Below are 17,577 nucleotides of genomic sequence, written 5' to 3'. Positions count from 1 at the left end.
ATTTTATAAAGGAGAAAATTTATGGCAGAAAAGACAATAGCTGCTATATCAACAGCTACAGGTGAAGCTGGAATTGGTATTGTACGTATGTCAGGAGAAGAGTCATTTGATATAGCTAAAAAAATATTTAGAAAACCTAATAAGCAAACAGTCAAAGATTTTCAAAATAGAAAATTAAATTATGGATATATTTTTGATAATAACGAAAATATGATAGATGAAGTTTTATTAGCATTTATGAAGGGACCACATACTTATACAAGAGAGGATATAGTTGAAATATATTGCCATGGTGGCCATATTGCTGTAAAAAAAATATTGGATTTATTATTAAAAAATGGTGCATATATGGCTGACAGAGGAGAATTTACTAAAAGAGCTTTTTTAAATGGTCGTTTAGACTTATCACAAGCCGAAGCTGTAATAGATCTGATAGATGCGAAAACGGACAAGGCATATGAAGCTTCCCTACTCCAATTAAAAGGAAGTGTAGCATCTAAAGTTAAAGAGATAAAAACTAAAATGTTAGACTTAATGGCAAGAGTAGAATTTTCTATAAATTTTATGGAAGATTACGAAGATGATTTACCTTTAGACCCATTATATGAAAAATCAGAAAATATTCTTAAAGATTTAAACGAGTTGATTAATTCCTCCAATCAAGGAAGAATATTAAAAGACGGTATAAAAACAGCCATTATAGGAAAGCCGAATGTAGGAAAATCTTCATTATTAAATGCCTTATTAAAAGAAAATAGAGCTATTGTTACCGATGTTGCAGGGACTACAAGAGATACAATAGAAGAATCATTGAATCTGGGAGGAGTGTCAATAAATATAATTGATACAGCAGGAATCAGAGATACAGATGATTTGGTAGAATCAATAGGTGTTGAAAAAAGTATACAAATTGCTAATTCAGCAGATTTGGTTATTGCGATTTTTGATATGTCTAGACCATTAGATAATGAAGATGAAAAGATTTTAGAGTTGTTGAATAATAAGAAATCAATAATATTGTTGAATAAACAGGATTTAGAGATTAAAGCTGATAAAAAGCTTATTGAAAATAATTTTGGCAATTCTACTATTATAGATATGTCAATTATTGAAGAAAAAGGAATCAAAGAACTAGAAGATTCAATATTGGATATGTTTTTTGATGGAGAAATTAAAGTAGATAATACAGTTTTAATTACCAATATAAGACATAGGGATTTACTTGTTAAAGCTAGAGATAATATTATTTCAGCTGTAAATGATGTAAAAAAAGGTATTCCACTAGATGCTGTAGAAATTGATTTTAGAAATGCATTTTCTCAAATGGGAGAAATTACAGGAGAAACAATCGAAGAAGATATCTTAGATAAGATATTTAAGGATTTTTGTATTGGAAAATAGATATTGTTAATTAAATAACTATTATTATTGAGGGAGACAAAATGGAAATTAAAAATTATATAGCTGATGAAGTTGATGTTGTTGTTATTGGAGCGGGACACTCAGGGATTGAAGCTGCTCTTGCAAGTTCGAGATTAGGGAAAAAGACAATAATGGCAACTATAAGCTTAGAATCAGTAGCTGACTTGCCGTGTAATCCAAATATTGGAGGAACAGGTAAAGGCCACTTAGTTAGAGAAATTGATGCTTTAGGCGGAGAAATGGCACTAAATATTGATAAGGCTTCAATTCAATCAAAAATGTTAAATACATCTAAAGGTCCGGCTATTCATTCTTTGAGAGTACAAGCTGATAAGAGAGTATATCATGAAGAAATGAAGAAAGTTTTAGAAGCAGAACCAAATTTGAGATTGGTAGAAACAGAAATAGATGATATATTAGTTGAAGATGGAAAAGTTATAGGAGTTAAATCTGTGACTGGTGCTATTTATAAGTCTAAAGCAGTAGTTGCATGTACGGGGACTTATTTAAATGGACTTATATTAATGGGAGAATTACAATATTCCTCAGGGCCACATGGTATGAAGCCTGCCACTCACCTATCCAAAAATTTAGAAAAATTAGGTTTTGAATTAAGAAGATTTAAGACAGGAACTCCAGCTAGAGTTCATAAGAGATCATTAGATTTCAGTAAGATGATTCCACAATATGGAGATGAAAATCCGGTACCATTTTCATTTATGAATGTTGATAAAGATTTTAAATATAAACAAGAATTATGTTATCAAACTCATACAACACTTGAAACACATGAAATAATTAAAAGAGAATTGTATAGATCCCCTATGTATGCTGGAGTAATAGAAGGAATTGGACCAAGATATTGTCCATCTATAGAAGACAAAGTAGTAAGATTTTCAGATAAAGATCAGCATATAATATTTATTGAACCGGAAGGAAGATCAACAAGTGAAATGTATGTTCAAGGAGCTTCTTCAACACTTCCAGTTGAAGTGCAACAAGAATTTTATAAAACGATAGTTGGTTTAGAAAAGGTTGAATTTATGAGACCAGCTCATGGTATAGAATATGACTGTTTAGATGCTACAACATTAAAGTCTAACTTAGAATGTGTTCATATAAAAAATTTATTTTTTGCAGGACAAATAAATGGAACATCAGGATATGAAGAAGCTGCAGCACAAGGCTTAATAGCGGGAATTAATGCGGTTTTATCAATTGATGGAAAAGAACCATTTGTATTGGATAGATCAGAAGCATATATTGGAGTATTAATTGATGATTTAGTTACTAAAAGTCAAAGAGAGCCATATAGAATGATGACATCTAGAGCAGAATATAGATTAACACTAAGACAGGATAATGCGGATTTAAGATTAACACAAAAAGGTTATGACTTAGGATTAGTTTCAGAAGAAAGATATCAATTAATGATTGAAAAGAAGGAAACTATTGAAAAAGAAGTAGAAAGACTTAAAAATGTAATTTTAACACCTACGTCAGAAACAAATGAAATTTTAAAAAAATTAGACACCCAAGAAATAAAGACCGCTGTATCGCTTTATGAGCTTATAAAAAGACCGGAGTTAAGCTATGAGTTGTTAGAAGTGTTAGATCCGCTTAGAACGCAAATAAAGAAGCCATATGTCTTAGAGGTTCAAACTCAGATAAAATATGAAGGATATATTAGAAAGCAAAATATGCAAATAGATCAATTTAAGAAAATGGAAAATAAAAAACTAGATTTTATTGAAGATTATACTAAAATTGATGGTCTGAAAAAGGAAGCCGCTGAAAAACTGAATATTATTAGACCGGACTCAGTTGGACAAGCATCTAGAATGCCTGGAGTAACACCGGCAGATATTAATGTAATATTAATTTATCTAGAAGTACAAAAAAGGAAAAACAATAATGAAAAATAAATTTTTTACAGATTACGGATATAATTTAACTGAAATACAAGAACAAAAATTTGATGAATTTTATAAATTATTAGAGGAATGGAATTATAAAATTGATATAACAAAAATTGTTGAAACTGAAGAAGTTTATATTAAGCACTTTTTAGATTCCTTGTTAATTACAAAATCCGGTATTATTGAAAAAAATCAAAATATTATAGATATAGGTACAGGTGGTGGTTTTCCCGGAATTCCACTTAAAATATACAATGACACATTAAAATTTGTTTTATTAGATAGTCTAAAGAAAAGAATTAATTTTTTAGATGTTGTTGTTGAAAAATTGAATTTAGATAATGTCGTTCCCCTACACGGTCGTGCTGAGGAATTAGCTAGAAAAGAAGGAATCAGAGAATCATTTGATATTGCAACATCTAGAGCTGTCGCTCCTATGCAAACTTTATTAGAATATTGTCTGCCCTTTGTCAAAGTAGGAGGATATTTTATAGCTATGAAAGGACCAAACTACAAAGAAGAGTTAAAAAATTCTAAATCAGCAATAAAACTATTAGGAGGGATGTTAGATAGAGTTATAGAATATGAATTGCCTAATAATTTAGGAAAAAGAAGTTTAATTCTTATAAAAAAAATAAAATCTACTCCATATAGATTTCCAAGATCCGGAGGAAAGCCAAAATCCAAACCAATTAATTAATAGTATGTCGTGTTAATTTACACGGCATTTATTTATATCTAATTTTTACTAAATTGTAAAAAATATAATTCAGAATGTTTCATATGAAACAAAACAAAAAATAATATAAAACCAAATAATTTAAAATGTTTCATATGAAACAAATTAATAAAAGTAATATTTAAAATGTTTCATATGAAACATTTTAAATTATCAATTTAATATATTTGTTAATTGTGATATAATTAAAAACGAGGTGTTTATGAAAGTAATATCAATTTTTAATCAAAAAGGTGGTGTTGGAAAGACAACTACAGTTGTTAACTTGGCTTCAGCACTTGGAAAGAAAAAGAAAAAAGTTTTAGTTGTAGATCTTGACCCGCAAGGAAATAGTAGTTCTGGATTAGGAATAAATAAATCTGATTTATCATATAGTATTTATGATGTTTTAATTGATGAATATAAGTTTGTTCCATTAGATACCAGTTCTGAAAATGTTAAAATAATACCTTCAAATTCGGATTTATCAGGATTTGAAATAGAAGCTGTTAATATAAATAATAGAGAAAAATTGCTGTATGGTTATTTAGAAAATAATAAAGAAAATTATGATTTTGTACTTATAGATTGTCCACCATCATTAGGACTACTAAGTATAAATGCGTTAGTATCAAGTGATTCTGTAATTATCCCGATTCAAAGTGAATATTATGCTTTGGAAGGTGTATCTCAGTTAATGCAAACATTGGACTTGATTAAAAGTAGCTTAAATAGTGATCTAGAAATAGAAGGTGTAGTAATATCAATGTTTGATGGTAGAAATAATTTATCTTTGGATGTTGTTGAAGAAGTTAAAAAATATTTTAAGGATAAAGTATTTAAAACGATTATTCCTAGAAATATTAGACTTGCAGAAGCACCATCACATGGTTTATCAATTATAGACTATGATAAATCATCAAAGGGTGCTAAAGCATATATAAAATTAGCGAATGAATTAATAAAACAAAATAAGTAGGTGTTTATGGTTAAAAGAAAAGGATTAGGAAAAGGACTTGGAGCCTTAATTCCTGAAAAGGAAATTTTAGAAAATAATGACTCCGATTTTGAAAAGATTCAACAAATAAAAATTGATAAAATTGAAGCAAGTGATAATAATCCAAGAAAAAATTTTGATGATGAAACTATTAATAGTTTATCAAAATCCATAAAATTATATGGTATATTACAACCTTTAGTTTTAATAAAAAATGACGAAAAATATAAAATTGTTGCAGGTGAAAGAAGATATAGAGCGGCTAAAATTGCAGGCTTGGAAACAGTACCAGCAATAATTAGAGAATTAAATGATAAAGATAAAGATATGATTTCCATGATAGAAAATATTCAAAGAGAAGATTTAAATCCATATGAGGAAGCTCAAGCATATGAAAATATTATGAAGATTCATAATTTAACTCAAGAAGAACTAAGTAATATTATAGGAAAGTCAAGAACATACATAGCAAATATTGTTAGATTATTATCACTTGATGATTTTACCATTTCAGAACTTGAAAAGGGTAATATAACTTCTTCACAAGGTAGAGCTCTACTAGGGATTAAAGATATTTTTGAAAGAAAAAAATATTTAGAAATGCTTATAAAAAAAGAAATTACAGTAAATGAAATTGAAAAAAGATCTTCTAAAAAAGAAAAAAAAATAATTAAAAAGGATGTGTTTATAAAAGATATAGAAGATAGATTAAAGGAATCATTAGGTGCAAAAGTTGATGTGAAAAAATCAAACAATAAATGGAAGGTTAGTATTGAATTTGCAAATGATGAACAAATTGAGGAATTTTTGGAACGATATGGTTTAGGAGAATGAAATGGATAAATTTTTATTATTTATAATATTTATTATGATGGTTATAGTTTGTATTTCGGCATTAAAGATAATAAGTTTAGGAAATAAAATTGACAGGATTAGATTTAGATATGATAAGCTTTTACGAGGTAGAGGTGAGCTTAATATTGAAGAAATATTATTAAGACATAATGATGAGATAGGAGATATTTCTGCTAAAAATGAAGAAATAGCCAGTTTTTATGATGATATTAAAAATGATTTTGAAGAAAATACAAATTCAATGTATTCAGATATAAAAAAATTAACACAGGATTTATCTGAAAAACAAAATAGGGAAATTGAACAATTGCAAAATGAATATATAGAATTTAGAGACAATTTAAATGAGGAGTATAGCAAACAAATTAAGTACTTGAATGAAAAATTATCATTTTCAATGCAAAAACATATTTTGCATAAATATGATGCTTTTGAAAATCAAACTGGTAAATTATCATTTACGTTCATTTTGCTTGACCAGTTTAATAATGGTATAATGATAACGTCAATTAACGGTAGAGAGAGTTCATATACATATTCTAAATATATTAAAAATGGAAATCCTGATGCAGAATGTTCAGCGGATGAATTCGATGCGTTAAATATGTTGTTAGGAAAATAAGAAAAGGAGAAAATCTATGAATTTATCACTTATTGAAAGTTTAAAAAAATCAATAGAAGGAAAAAATATTAAAATTGTTTTACCTGAAGGGGAAGATGGAAGAATATTAAAGGCAGCTGTAAAATTAAAAAGAGAAAAAGTTTTATTTCCCATTCTTTTAGGAAACAAAGAACAAATTATAAAAGAAGCAAATAAATTGTCTTTAGGAGCTGAAATTGAAGAAATTGAAATTAGGGATCCGGAAAATGATCCTAAATTTGATGAATATGTAGAGGCTTTTATTGAATTAAGAAATGGAAAAAATACAAAAGAGCAAGCCGAACAAATGTTAAAAGATGTAAATTATTTTGGGACTATGATGGTTCAATTAGGTGAAGCTGATGGTATGGTTTCGGGTGCTATTCATACAACTGGAGATACTGTAAGACCGGCATTACAAATAATCAAAACTAAACCAGGGGTTTCAAGAACATCGGGGGCAATGGTAATGCTTGGAAAACAAGGAGAAAAATATTTATTTGCTGATATAGCTATTAATACAACATTAGATGCACAACAACTAGGAGAAATAGCAGTTATATCATCACAAACAGCTAAAGTTTTTGGTATTGATCCAAAAGTTGCATTATTATCATTTTCAACAAATGGTTCAGCCGTAACACCTGAATCACAAAAGGTAGCTGAAGCAGCTAAAATTGCAAAACAAATAGTTGAAGAGCAAGGTTTAGATGTGCCGATAGATGGAGAAATGCAATTTGATGCAGCTGTTTCATCAACAGTAGCAGACTTAAAATTCCCTTCATCAAATGTAGCAGGGTATGCAAATACATTTATATTTCCAACATTAGAAGCAGGAAATATTGGATATAAAATCGCTCAAAGACTTGGGGGGTATACAGCGGTAGGACCAATTTTACAAGGATTGAAAAAGCCGGTTAATGACTTATCTAGAGGATGTAATTCAGAAGATGTTTACTTAACATCAATCGTTACAGCAGCTCAATCATTACAATAATTATTATGCCTGGTCTAAAGATCAGGCTTTTTTATAAGGAGAAATTTATGTTGTGTGGAATAATTGGAGCAATGCCAAAAGAAGTAGAAGCAATTAAAGATAAGATGTTAAATATAAAAGAAGAAAATATTCAAGGGGTTGATTTTTATTTTGGTAAAATTAATAATCAAGATGTTATTCTTACTAAAAGTGGAGTTGGTAAAGTAAATGCAAGTATTATTACAACTTTAATGATAATGACATATCATCCTGATTACATAGTAAATATTGGAACGGCAGGAGGAATGTTAAAAGAACAAAATACCTTGGATATTGTAATTTCCGAAAATGTAATACAGCATGATTTTGATACTTCATATATTGATGGAAAATCCGGAATTGGAATTACAACAAAATCTGATGAATTACTTAGAAATAAAGTAAAAGAATCATTTTTAAAAAATAAAGTTGATTCTAATATATATTTTGGAGATATAATAAGTGGAGATGTTTTTGTAGGAGAAGAAGTTAAGGTTTTGGAATTAAAAGAAAAATTTCCAACTGCGATTGCATGCGAAATGGAAGCTGCTGCAATAGGGTATACTTGTGATAAGTTTAATATTCCATTTATAATAATTAGATCACTTTCAGATATTGTTCATCATGATAATAGTAATATTGATTTTATGAAAAATGTTGAAATTACAAGTAAGAGATCTGCTGATATGCTTGAAGAATTTTTGAAATAAATATCATCACATTTATAACAATGTAAATGTTATCAAATATAAACGTTTTAATAAAATGTTTATAAATAAAACATTTTATTATATAATGAAATATATTATTAATTTAGTTTAACATTATGTAATTTTAAGGAGTTAAAATGAACAAATCTAAAAGACAAGAAGCAATCACGACTCTTGTTAATAAAAAGGGAAGCGTAAGAGTTTCGGATATTGTTGAATTGTTAGGTGTAACAGATATGACTGTAAGAAGGGATCTTGCTGAATTGGAAAAGCAAGGTGTTTTAACAAAAATACATGGGGGCGCAAGGACTAATAATTCTTATAAATATTTAGAAATATCTCATGACGAAAAGCATATGTATAATATGGCTGAAAAACTATATATAGCAAAAAAAGCCTCTAATCTTATACAAGATGGAGACACAATATATTTAGGCCCTGGGACAACTGTTGAACTTTTAGCCAAAGAAATTAAAAATAAAAAAATAAGAATAATTACAAATTGTCTTCCGGTTTTTAATATATTACTTGAAAAGAAGACTGAGTTATTTCAAGTTTTTCTATTAGGAGGAGAAAAAAGACGTTTAACAGAGGCTTTTGTAGGAGAAATAACTTATACGATATTAAATACTATGAGATTTACAAAATCATTTTTCGGAGCTAATGCTGTAAAAGAAAATGATGTAATGGCATCAAATTATGAAGAAGCTTTTACTCAAACGCTAGCATTAAATAATTCGGTTGAAAAATATTTATTAATAGATTCGTCTAAAATTGATAGGGAAGATTTTGTAACTTTTTTTAAATTGAGTGATACTACTGCGGTTATTACAAACGAAAAAGATAATGATAAAATAAAAAGCTTATCTTTATTTACAGAAGTGATTAATTAGTTATAATAAAACAAAAAATCAACATTAATGTTCAATTATTAAACATTAATGTTGATTTTTTGTTTTATTTATTTTATAATTAAGATAACCAAAAAACGTTATCATAAAATAGGAGGTTGTATGAGGGTTATTGTAGGTTCAATTCAAAGATCTAAAGTATTGAAAAATAAAATTTTAGATTTTATAAAAGCTGAAAAGAAGGAGGTAATAGATTTAAGTAGAGAAGATGATGATTTTGTTTCATTGACACTTGATATTGTAAAAGAAATAAAAAAAAATCCAGATGATTTAGCTATTATTATTGATGAATATGGTGTCGGAAGTTTTATTGTTGCTACAAAAGTTAAAGGAATTATTGCAGCAAATGTATCAGAAGAGAGAAGTGCATACATGACAAGAAGTCATAATAATTCAAGAGTTTTAACTTTAGGCTCACTTTTAGTTGGTGAAAAGTTGGCAATAAATATTGTTAAGTCATTTATTTATGGCGTTTATGATGCTGGAAGACATGAAATTAGAGTTGATATGCTAAATAAAATGTGTTAGGAGGTGATATATGAAAATAGCAATTGGTTGTGATCATATCGTAACAGATGAAAAAAATAAGGTAATTAAACATTTAATAGATAATGGACATGAAGTGTTTGATGTTGGAACTTATGATTATAAAAGAACTCATTATCCTATATATGGTAAAAAGGTTGGTTATGCGGTAAAAAATGGTAAAGCTGATTTAGGAATTTGTATTTGTGGAACTGGTGTAGGAATTAACAATGCTGTTAATAAAGTAAAAGGGATCAGGTCTGCACTTGTAAGGGATATTACAAGTGCTGTATATGCTAAAGAAAATCTTAACGCAAATGTTATTGGTTTCGGTGGGAAAATAACAGGCGAATTTCTGATGAATGATATTATAGATGCATTTATAAATACAAAATATAAAGATACACCAGAAAATAAATTAATTTTAGAAAAAATTGCTTGTGTGGAAACTGAAGCACTAAATCAAGAGGATGAAGGATTTTTTGATGAATTCATTGAAAAGTGGGATAAAGGAGAATACGGCAATTGATTATAAGTTAAAATTTATAGAAGGAGGTAAAATGAATAAAGATGATATCACAATGATAGGATTTGAGATAGTTGCATATGCGGGAGATGCAAGATCTCATTATATGAACGCATTAAAATATGCAAAATCTAAGGATTTTGAAAAAGCAAAAGAAGAAATTGATTTAGGTGAAAAGTGCATAATTAATGCTCATAAAACTCAAACTGAATTATTGGTAAAAGAAGCTAGAGGCGAAGATTTACCATTTAGTGTAACTTTTATTCATGGTCAAGATCATTTGATGACTACAATGTTGTTAAGAGATTTAATAGAAACAATAATTGAACTTTATAAAGAAAAATGAGGAGAAGAAAATGAAAGGATTAATTAAAAAAATAGAAAAAGTTAAACCATTTTTTGAAAAGTTATCAAGAAATATATATTTAAGATCTATAAAAGACGGTTTCATAGCAGGTATGCCGGTAGTACTATTTTCGAGTATATTTTTACTTATAGCATTTGTTCCAAATGCATTTGGATTTAAATGGAGTGATAAAACTGTTGAATTATTAATGAAGCCATATAATTATTCTATGGGTATTTTAGGGATATTGGTTGCAGGAACAACAGCAAAAGCATTAACAGATTCTATGAATAGAAACATGGGATCAAATAATCAAATGAATTTTATGTCAACAATGTTAGCTGCAATGGTAGGATTTTTACTATTATCTGCAGATCCATCTAAAGATGGTGGATTTTTAAGTTCTTATATGGGAACAAAGGGATTGATAGCAGCATTCTTAGCAGCATTTTTAACAGTAAATGTATATAAAGTTTGTTTTAAGAATAATGTAACAATAAAAATGCCGGGAGAAGTACCACCTAACATTTCAAAAGTATTTAAGGATTTAATTCCATTTTCAATTTCTATTGTAATTTTATATGGATTGGATATATTAGTTCACAATTATGCAGGTAAAAACGTTGCTGAATCAATAAGTATTTTATTAGCACCATTATTTAAGGCAGCTGATGGATATTTAGGATTGACAATAATATTTGGGGCATATGCATTCTTCTGGTTTATAGGTATCCACGGTCCATCTATTGTAGAACCAGCTATAGCAGCTGTATTGTATACTAATGCAGAAGTAAACTTAGGTTTAATGCAAGCAGGACAACATGCAGATAAAGTAATTACAGCCGGAACTCAAATGTTTATAGTTACAATGGGTGGTACGGGAGCTACATTGGTTGTTCCATTTATATTTATGTGGCTTGCAAAATCAAAAAGAAATAAAGTTGTAGGTAGAGCATCTGTAGTTCCAACATTTTTTGGTGTAAATGAACCAATATTATTTGGTGGACCTCTTGTATTAAATCCAATATTTTTTGTACCATTTATTTTAGCACCAATTGTAAACGTTTGGATATTTAAGTTTTTTGTAGATACACTAAAAATGAACAGTTTTACAGCAAACTTACCTTGGACTACTCCAGCACCTATTGGAATGTTATTAGGTCTAAACTTCCAATTTTTAGCAATAATATTAATATTTGTATTGATTGTAGTAGACGTATTAATTTATTATCCATTCTTTAGAATATATGATCAACAAATTTTAGAAGAAGAAATAAAAGGAAAAAGTGAAGAAAGCTCAAATTTAGAAAAGAAAGTTAACGCAAATTTTGATACAAAAAAAGCTAAAGATGTTATTTCAAAGAAAAAAGAAGTTATGAGTGATTCTTTAATTAATGAGCATGTTGAAGTTTTAGTTTTATGTGCAGGAGGCGGTACGAGTGGACTTTTAAGTAATGCACTTAATAAAGCAGCTAAGGAACATGGAGTATCAGTTAATGCTGTAGCTGATAGTTATGGAGCACACAGAGATATATTGAAAAACTTTGATTTAGTTGTACTTGCTCCTCAAGTTGCTTCTAATTATGAAGATATAAAGAAAGAAACAGATGCTTTAGGCATAAAACTTGTTAAGACAGAAGGTGCTGAATATATTTCATTAAGTAGAGATGGATTAGCATCATTAAAATTTGTAAAGGAAAGTTTAAATAAATGAAAAAATTGCCAAAAGACTTTATATTTGGAGGAGCAACGGCAGCTTATCAAGCTGAAGGAAGTATAGATAAAGACGGAAAAGGAGAAGTTGCTTGGGATAAATATTTAAAAGAAAATTATTGGTATACAGCAGAACCGGCAAGTGATTTTTATAATAGATATCCAATTGACTTAAAACTTTGTGAAGATTTTTCTATAAATGGTATAAGAATTTCAATTGCGTGGTCCAGAATTTTTCCTAAGGGTTACGGGAAAGTAAATGATAAAGGAGTAGAATTTTATCATAAATTATTTGCGGAATGTAAGAAAAGAGGTGTTGAACCATTTGTAACATTACATCATTTTGATACTCCAGAATTTTTACATTCTAAAGGTGATTTCTTAAATAGGGAAAATGTGGAACATTTTGTAAATTATGCAAAGTTCTGTTTTGAAGAATTCAAGGAAATCAAATATTGGACAACATTTAATGAAATTGGACCTATAGGAGAAGGACAGTACTTAGTTGGGAAATTTCCACCTGGATTAAAATATGATTTTGAAAAAGTTTTTAATTCACATCATAATATGATGTTAGCTCATGCTAAAGCAGTTATTGAATATAAAAATAGAGGCTACGATGGGGAAATTGGAATAGTTCATGCACTTCCAACAAAATATCCATATAATCCGAAAGATGAAAGAGATATAAGAGCTTCAAAATTAGAAGATATAATTCATAATAAATTTATATTGGATGCAACTTATTTGGGGCATTATTCACCTGAAACAATGGAAGGTGTGAATCATATCTTAGAAATCCATGGAGGATACTTGGATATAAGAAAAGAAGATTTAGAAATATTTGATATTGCAAAAGATTTGAATGACTTTTTAGGAATAAACTATTATATGAGTGATTGGATGCGTCATTTTGAAGGTGAAACAGAAATAACTCATAATTCTAAAGGTGCGAAAGGAGGTTCAAAATATCAAATTAAAGGTGTTGGCAAAAGAGAATATAGTGTTGACATACCCCGTACTGATTGGGATTGGATGATATATCCTAGAGGACTATATGATCAAATAATGAGAGTTAAAAGAGAATATCCAAATTATAAAAAAATATATATTACTGAAAATGGTTTAGGAAACAAAGATAAATTTGAAGATAATACAGTTTATGATTACGATAGAATAGATTATATAAAACAACATTTGAATGTTGTAGCTGATGCAATAGAAGATGGAGCTATCGTAAAAGGATATTTTTTATGGTCATTGATGGACGTGTTTTCGTGGTCTAATGGATACGAAAAAAGATATGGACTGTTTTATGTTAATTTTGAAACCCAGGAAAGATTTCCAAAACAAAGTGCTTACTGGTATAAAAATTTAGCAGAAACACAAATTTTGAATTGAGGTAAAATATGAAATTAAATAAATTATTATCGATTTTTTTAGCATCAGTTATATTTGTTGTAAGTTTACCTGTGAAAAATGCAAAAGCAGATGTACAAATACCTATAGCTAAATTAAATGCAAATAAAGTTTTTCAAGAAATAGATGGTTTTGGGGTATCTCAATCTGCGGATGTTTATGGAAATCAAATTTATGAACATCATAAAAGAGATAAACTAATGGATTTACTTTTTTCTAATGAAAAAGGTATAGGATTAAGTATTTTAAGAAGTGAAGTTGGTAATGGATTAAATATGCCAACTATTCATCCTGATAAGGATACATGGGATTTTAAACCATATGAACCGGAACAATGGGTTATGAATGAAGCTAGAAAAAGGGGAGTTCAAACATTTATGAGTACGGTTTGGTCGCCACCTGCATGGATGAAAACAAATAATAGAATTGTAAGAGGTGGGAGATTAAAAGAAGAGTATTATCAAGAATATGCTAAATATCTTGCAGAATATGTTAAAGGATATAAAAAACATCATAATATCAAAATAGATGCAATTTCTATTGCTAATGAGCCTGAATATGCTGCTTTTTGGCAATCTAATTTATGGTCAAAAGAAGAATTTAGAAAATTTGTAAAAGAATATTTAAAACCTACTTTTGTAAAAGAAAAAGTTGATGCAAAAATTATTGTAGGTGAAGAAGGAACTTGGACAGATAAAAGACTATCATCAATTTATGAAGATAAAGGTGCGATAGATAGTGTTGATATAATTGCATCACATTATTATAGAGGAAGACCATATGTATTTGAAGGTGCAAAGAAAAATAATAAAAAAATTTGGCTTACAGAAACTTCAGAAACTATTCTTAGAGGTACAGGTTTTAAGGATGGGGTAAAATGGTCAAGATACATTCATGATTTTTTAACTAGAGCGGATATAAATGCCTTTATTTTTTGGTTAGGAGCTGCTTATAAAAATAATAATGAAAGTTTGATAAGATTAGTTGACAAAGATAATTACATAGATGCAAAGAGATTGTATTCATTTGGTAATTTTAGTAAATTTATAAAACCTGGATATAAGAGAGTAGAAATTACAGAAAATCCAACGGGAAATTTACATTTATCAGCATACAAAAATGATAAAACGGGAGATTTCGTTGTAGTTGCTCTTAATGATGGTCAAAATAATGAAACTATAGATTTAACTTTTGAAGGTGTAAAATTAAATAAACTTACCCCTCATATAACAAATGATAAGTACAATTTAGAAAAATTCCCATCACAATATATAGATGATAATACTGCAAGAATTTCAGTTAGTGGATATACCACTATAACATATACAGGCAATATTAATGACGAAAAACAACAAAATAAAAGCTATAGAATCTATGATAATTTAGATAATTGGGATAAGATTCATTCTAAATCAGGTAATTGGATGTTAGAAGCATATAATCCATATAACGCATTTGATAACGATTTTTCAAGAGCAAGAAGAACTAGACTTTCGAGAGAAAATATAGTTTATAAATTAGAAAATATGAAAGATTTTGATGCAGTTATATATTATCATATTGCTTTACAGGGATTAGATTTTGAAATATCTTCTGATGGACAAAATTGGGAAAAATTAGATTATATGTATGATTTGCCTATGTTAACCGGAGGGTATTGGGAAAAAATAAATGTAAGACCTAAAAAAGAATTAAAAGAGGGAACAAATTATTTGAGGATAACATTCGATAAAGGGGGTAAATGTTGGGATAAACATTTATCATTGATTAAAATTAGATAAATAATTGAATAAATTTATATTTTTAATAGTATTATTTTCACTATTTAAAATTATTAAAATATATAGGACTGTTGCAAAATAAACTTTTTGGTTATTTTATAACAGTCCTTTTTATTTTTAGGATTTTAATCCTTTTAATTTTATTCTAAATTTTTAATATAATCAGGTTTTTCAGTCAATATATAATCACTATTGAAAATGTCCATAAATTCTGCACCTGTTATAGTTTCTTTTTCTAAAAGATATTTTGAAATTTCATGAAGTTTATCTATATTTTCACGCAATAATGTATGAGCTTTTTTGTGAGCTTCAGAAATTATTTCCATTACTTTTTGATCTACTCTATTTTCGGTTTCAGCTGCTGCAAATGAATTAGTACCTGAGCCTTTTAGATATCTTGAAGAATTTTGTTCTAATAATATAAAGTCAAATTCTTGTTCCATACCATATGTTGTAACCATTGCTCTTGCGATTTTTGTAGCTCTTTCTATATCATTTGAAGCACCTGTTGTTTTTGTGTTAAATATAATCTCCTCAGCAGATCTACCACCCGTTAATATTACGATTTCTTGGAATAAATCTTCTCTTGATCTTAAGAATTTTTCTTCTTCTTCAACTTGCATTGTATATCCCAAAGCACCTGATGTTCTAGGAATTATAGTAATTTTTGTAACTGGAGCAGTATGAGTTTGAGCAGCTGCGGTTATAGCATGACCAACTTCATGATATGCAATAATTTCTTTTTCTTTTGAAGTTATTACAGCATTTTTCTTTTTATGACCAGCAATTACTACTTCTACAGATTCAGCTAAATCTTCTTCTGTAACTTTATCTCTGCCTTCTCTAACAGCTCTTAAAGCACCTTCATTTATCATATTTGCTAAATCAGCACCAGATGCACCGGCAGTCATTTTAGCAATGTTATGAAGATTTACATCTTCTTTCATTTTAATTTTCTTTGAGTGTACTCTTAGGATTTCTTCTCTACCTTTAATATCAGGTAATTCTACTCTAACTTGTCTGTCAAATCTACCAGGTCTTGTTAAAGCTGGATCTAGTATTTCAGGTCTATTCGTAGCAGCCAAGATAATTACACCACTTGTAGCATCAAAACCGTCCATTTCATTTAATAATTGGTTAAGTGTTTGTTCTCTTTCATCATTTCCACTATATCCTGATGTATCTCTACGTTTACCGATAGCATCAATTTCATCAATAAATACTATACAAGGAGATTTTTCGTTTGCTTGTTTAAATAAATCTCTAACTTTTGAAGCACCAAGGCCAACAAACATTTCTACAAATTCAGAACCTGAAATTGAGAAAAATGGTACATTTGCTTCTCCTGCAACAGCTTTAGCAAGAAGAGTTTTTCCTGTTCCGGGAGGTCCAACTAAAAGTATACCTTTAGGTGCAACAGCACCAATTGCAGCATATTTTTTAGGGTCATGAAGAAAGTCTACAATTTCTTCTAAGCTTTCTTTTGCTTCATCTTGACCGGCAACATCCTTGAATGTAGCAGAGTTAGATGCTTTTATATATCTTTTGGCATTTGATTTTCCAAAGCTTAAAGCATTTGAGCCACCCATCATACCTTTAGTTAAATATCTTATTATTAAGAACATTAATGCAAAAGGAACAACCCATTGTATTAAAAAGATAATTAGTGGATTGGTAGGTTCGATGATTTCACTTCCAAATTGAGTTTTTGTTTTTAAAATTCTATCTGTTAAATCTTTATCTGGCCATATGCCAACTTTGTAATTTAAATTTTTATCACCTTTTTTTACATTAAAACTTATTTGCTTACTTTCTGCTTTAATTTTTTCAATTTCTCCCTTGTTAAGCATAGTTAAGAATTGGTCATAACTTACTTCTTTAACAGAAGCATTTTTAATCATCGGGGCAAGTATAAATTGAATTAAAATAATTATAGCTGCACCGACAGCATACCAATACCATATAGGTTTTCTATCATCATTTTTTTTATCATTATTTTTAAATGGCATAAATTCTCCTATTTTATTTTTTATTATTGTATAACATAAAAGTGTTTAAATTTTGTTTATATTCTCCCTTA

Annotated in this window: 16 protein-coding genes; 15 read left to right on the top strand and 1 reads right to left on the bottom strand. The window is 28.6% G+C overall.

Annotated elements, in window-relative coordinates:
- The first annotated feature begins 21 nt into the window (after positions 1-21).
- The 15 genes from mnmE (at position 22) to ABGF45_RS03000 (ending at position 15,497) form a co-directional block, all read left to right on the top strand.
- Positions 22-1,401: a tRNA uridine-5-carboxymethylaminomethyl(34) synthesis GTPase MnmE gene (gene mnmE, locus ABGF45_RS03070; RefSeq protein WP_408112086.1), complete on the top strand. Its 1,380-nt coding sequence runs from the start codon at positions 22-24 to the stop codon at positions 1,399-1,401.
- Positions 1,402-1,442: 41 nt separating this feature from the next.
- Positions 1,443-3,347: a tRNA uridine-5-carboxymethylaminomethyl(34) synthesis enzyme MnmG gene (gene mnmG, locus ABGF45_RS03065; protein ID WP_134710836.1), complete on the top strand. Its 1,905-nt coding sequence runs from the start codon at positions 1,443-1,445 to the stop codon at positions 3,345-3,347.
- Positions 3,337-4,041 (top strand): 16S rRNA (guanine(527)-N(7))-methyltransferase RsmG, encoded by a 705-nt coding sequence (gene rsmG / locus ABGF45_RS03060; protein WP_134710837.1) that lies wholly within the window; start codon positions 3,337-3,339, stop codon positions 4,039-4,041. The genes mnmG and rsmG overlap by 11 nt, the downstream gene beginning before the upstream one ends.
- Before the next feature lie 241 nt (positions 4,042-4,282).
- Positions 4,283-5,038, top strand: coding sequence for a ParA family protein (locus ABGF45_RS03055; protein WP_134744075.1), 756 nt, complete (start codon positions 4,283-4,285; stop codon positions 5,036-5,038).
- A 6-nt stretch (positions 5,039-5,044) separates the two neighbouring features.
- On the top strand, positions 5,045-5,890 hold the full coding sequence (locus ABGF45_RS03050; protein ID WP_134744076.1) for a ParB/RepB/Spo0J family partition protein: 846 nt from the start codon (positions 5,045-5,047) through the stop codon (positions 5,888-5,890).
- Position 5,891: 1 nt separating this feature from the next.
- A complete protein-coding gene (locus ABGF45_RS03045) occupies positions 5,892-6,533 on the top strand; it encodes a DUF4446 family protein (RefSeq protein ID WP_134710840.1) in 642 nt (213 codons plus the stop codon).
- Positions 6,534-6,549: 16 nt separating this feature from the next.
- Entirely contained in the window at positions 6,550-7,548 is a 999-nt protein-coding gene (gene pta, locus ABGF45_RS03040; protein ID WP_134710841.1) for a phosphate acetyltransferase, read from the top strand.
- Between the two features lie 47 nt (positions 7,549-7,595).
- The gene (locus ABGF45_RS03035) at positions 7,596-8,276 is read left to right on the top strand and encodes a 5'-methylthioadenosine/adenosylhomocysteine nucleosidase (RefSeq protein WP_167554055.1); all 681 of its coding nucleotides are present in this window, start codon (positions 7,596-7,598) and stop codon (positions 8,274-8,276) included.
- A 137-nt stretch (positions 8,277-8,413) separates the two neighbouring features.
- Positions 8,414-9,169 carry a DeoR/GlpR family DNA-binding transcription regulator gene (locus ABGF45_RS03030; RefSeq protein WP_134710843.1) on the top strand — a complete coding sequence of 252 codons (756 nt, stop codon included), beginning with the start codon at positions 8,414-8,416 and terminating at the stop codon, positions 9,167-9,169.
- A 120-nt stretch (positions 9,170-9,289) separates the two neighbouring features.
- Positions 9,290-9,715 carry a galactose-6-phosphate isomerase subunit LacA gene (gene lacA, locus ABGF45_RS03025; RefSeq protein WP_134710844.1) on the top strand — a complete coding sequence of 142 codons (426 nt, stop codon included), beginning with the start codon at positions 9,290-9,292 and terminating at the stop codon, positions 9,713-9,715.
- A gap of 10 nt (positions 9,716-9,725) precedes the next feature.
- Positions 9,726-10,241 (top strand): galactose-6-phosphate isomerase subunit LacB, encoded by a 516-nt coding sequence (gene lacB, locus ABGF45_RS03020; RefSeq protein ID WP_134710845.1) that lies wholly within the window; start codon positions 9,726-9,728, stop codon positions 10,239-10,241.
- A gap of 31 nt (positions 10,242-10,272) precedes the next feature.
- Entirely contained in the window at positions 10,273-10,584 is a 312-nt protein-coding gene (locus ABGF45_RS03015; protein WP_134710846.1) for a PTS lactose/cellobiose transporter subunit IIA, read from the top strand.
- 10 nt (positions 10,585-10,594) lie between these two features.
- Positions 10,595-12,298: a lactose-specific PTS transporter subunit EIIC gene (locus ABGF45_RS03010; RefSeq protein ID WP_134710847.1), complete on the top strand. Its 1,704-nt coding sequence runs from the start codon at positions 10,595-10,597 to the stop codon at positions 12,296-12,298.
- Positions 12,295-13,698, top strand: coding sequence for a 6-phospho-beta-galactosidase (gene lacG, locus ABGF45_RS03005; protein WP_134710848.1), 1,404 nt, complete (start codon positions 12,295-12,297; stop codon positions 13,696-13,698). Before ABGF45_RS03010 ends, lacG begins: the two co-directional genes overlap by 4 nt.
- Before the next feature lie 8 nt (positions 13,699-13,706).
- Positions 13,707-15,497, top strand: coding sequence for a glycoside hydrolase (locus ABGF45_RS03000; protein ID WP_134744077.1), 1,791 nt, complete (start codon positions 13,707-13,709; stop codon positions 15,495-15,497).
- 140 nt (positions 15,498-15,637) lie between these two features.
- On the opposite strand, the gene ftsH is transcribed toward ABGF45_RS03000, so the two are convergent.
- Positions 15,638-17,506: an ATP-dependent zinc metalloprotease FtsH gene (gene ftsH / locus ABGF45_RS02995; RefSeq protein WP_134710850.1), complete on the bottom strand. Its 1,869-nt coding sequence runs from the start codon at positions 17,504-17,506 to the stop codon at positions 15,638-15,640.
- Positions 17,507-17,577: the final 71 nt, after the last annotated feature.

Origin of the sequence: Helcococcus sp. KG196 (genome assembly GCF_046035495.1) — a bacterium.
Classification (GTDB): Bacteria; Bacillota; Clostridia; order Tissierellales; family Peptoniphilaceae; genus Helcococcus; species Helcococcus ovis.
This window is presented reverse-complemented; position numbering and strand designations above follow the sequence as displayed.

Excerpts from the sequence above, each read along its gene's own strand:
- mnmE (WP_408112086.1), top strand. The coding sequence starts at position 22 with ATGGCAGAAAAGACAATAGCTGCTATATCAACAGCTACAGGTGAAGCT.
- mnmG (WP_134710836.1), top strand. The coding sequence starts at position 1,443 with ATGGAAATTAAAAATTATATAGCTGATGAAGTTGATGTTGTTGTTATT.
- rsmG (WP_134710837.1), top strand. The coding sequence starts at position 3,337 with ATGAAAAATAAATTTTTTACAGATTACGGATATAATTTAACTGAAATA.
- ABGF45_RS03055 (WP_134744075.1), top strand. The coding sequence starts at position 4,283 with ATGAAAGTAATATCAATTTTTAATCAAAAAGGTGGTGTTGGAAAGACA.
- ABGF45_RS03050 (WP_134744076.1), top strand. The coding sequence starts at position 5,045 with ATGGTTAAAAGAAAAGGATTAGGAAAAGGACTTGGAGCCTTAATTCCT.
- ABGF45_RS03045 (WP_134710840.1), top strand. The coding sequence starts at position 5,892 with ATGGATAAATTTTTATTATTTATAATATTTATTATGATGGTTATAGTT.
- pta (WP_134710841.1), top strand. The coding sequence starts at position 6,550 with ATGAATTTATCACTTATTGAAAGTTTAAAAAAATCAATAGAAGGAAAA.
- ABGF45_RS03035 (WP_167554055.1), top strand. The coding sequence starts at position 7,596 with ATGTTGTGTGGAATAATTGGAGCAATGCCAAAAGAAGTAGAAGCAATT.
- ABGF45_RS03030 (WP_134710843.1), top strand. The coding sequence starts at position 8,414 with ATGAACAAATCTAAAAGACAAGAAGCAATCACGACTCTTGTTAATAAA.
- lacA (WP_134710844.1), top strand. The coding sequence starts at position 9,290 with ATGAGGGTTATTGTAGGTTCAATTCAAAGATCTAAAGTATTGAAAAAT.
- lacB (WP_134710845.1), top strand. The coding sequence starts at position 9,726 with ATGAAAATAGCAATTGGTTGTGATCATATCGTAACAGATGAAAAAAAT.
- ABGF45_RS03015 (WP_134710846.1), top strand. The coding sequence starts at position 10,273 with ATGAATAAAGATGATATCACAATGATAGGATTTGAGATAGTTGCATAT.
- ABGF45_RS03010 (WP_134710847.1), top strand. The coding sequence starts at position 10,595 with ATGAAAGGATTAATTAAAAAAATAGAAAAAGTTAAACCATTTTTTGAA.
- lacG (WP_134710848.1), top strand. The coding sequence starts at position 12,295 with ATGAAAAAATTGCCAAAAGACTTTATATTTGGAGGAGCAACGGCAGCT.
- ABGF45_RS03000 (WP_134744077.1), top strand. The coding sequence starts at position 13,707 with ATGAAATTAAATAAATTATTATCGATTTTTTTAGCATCAGTTATATTT.
- ftsH (WP_134710850.1), bottom strand. The coding sequence starts at position 17,506 with ATGCCATTTAAAAATAATGATAAAAAAAATGATGATAGAAAACCTATA.